The sequence below is a fragment of the Achromobacter anxifer genome, from assembly GCF_903652925.1.
GTDB classification, from domain to species: Bacteria; Pseudomonadota; Gammaproteobacteria; order Burkholderiales; family Burkholderiaceae_B; genus Achromobacter; species Achromobacter anxifer.
In genome coordinates this window covers 1-761 of the sequence record NZ_CAHLAR010000029.1, presented here as the reverse complement: position 1 = coordinate 761, position 761 = coordinate 1, and the positions used below count along the sequence as shown (strand labels likewise).

Here is a 761-nt window from a genome sequence, read left to right as displayed (position 1 = left end):
ATCGCTAGTAATCGCGGATCAGCATGTCGCGGTGAATACGTTCCCGGGTCTTGTACACACCGCCCGTCACACCATGGGAGTGGGTTTTACCAGAAGTAGTTAGCCTAACCGTAAGGGGGGCGATTACCACGGTAGGATTCATGACTGGGGTGAAGTCGTAACAAGGTAGCCGTATCGGAAGGTGCGGCTGGATCACCTCCTTTCAGAGCTTAGCGCTCGTGTTAAGCGTCCACTCTTATCGGTTGTTTGATATAGCTGGGATCAGTTGTAGGCTTGGGTCGAGGGAATCTTCCCTGGGTCTCCAACTACCTGACTGCTGATCCGAAAAGGTTTTGGGTCTGTAGCTCAGTCGGTTAGAGCACCGTCTTGATAAGGCGGGGGTCGTTGGTTCGAATCCAACCAGACCCACCAAGTATTCTGCGCATGCGGGATATGGGGGTGTAGCTCAGCTGGGAGAGCGCCTGCTTTGCAAGCAGGATGTCATCGGTTCGATCCCGTTCACCTCCACCAAGTACCTGATCACCTGGTGGTGTAGAGGCTAACTCATAGCGTTGCTGGCAATGTTATGAGTTAGGTTTTACCTGACAGCTATATTCGCTCTTTAACAATCTGGAAGAAGCACAACGAAATGTACTCATCGAGTAATCAGCTTGCTGATGAAGATGGGTACGGGTTGTGATTGCATTAATTTTGTTCCAAGTTCTCAAGACTGGGGTGAATAACCCTAGGCTGCTTTGAAACTTATGAACGGCACAAACGCT

Annotated in this window: 2 tRNA genes and 1 rRNA gene; all 3 read left to right on the top strand. The window is 50.5% G+C overall.

The window, feature by feature from the left end:
* Positions 1-203, top strand: a 16S ribosomal RNA gene (locus tag HWY37_RS34505); the annotation flags it as partial.
* A 131-nt stretch (positions 204-334) separates the two neighbouring features.
* Positions 335-411, top strand: a tRNA-Ile gene (locus HWY37_RS34500).
* Positions 412-434: 23 nt separating this feature from the next.
* A tRNA-Ala gene (locus tag HWY37_RS34495) sits at positions 435-510 on the top strand.
* Positions 511-761: the final 251 nt, after the last annotated feature.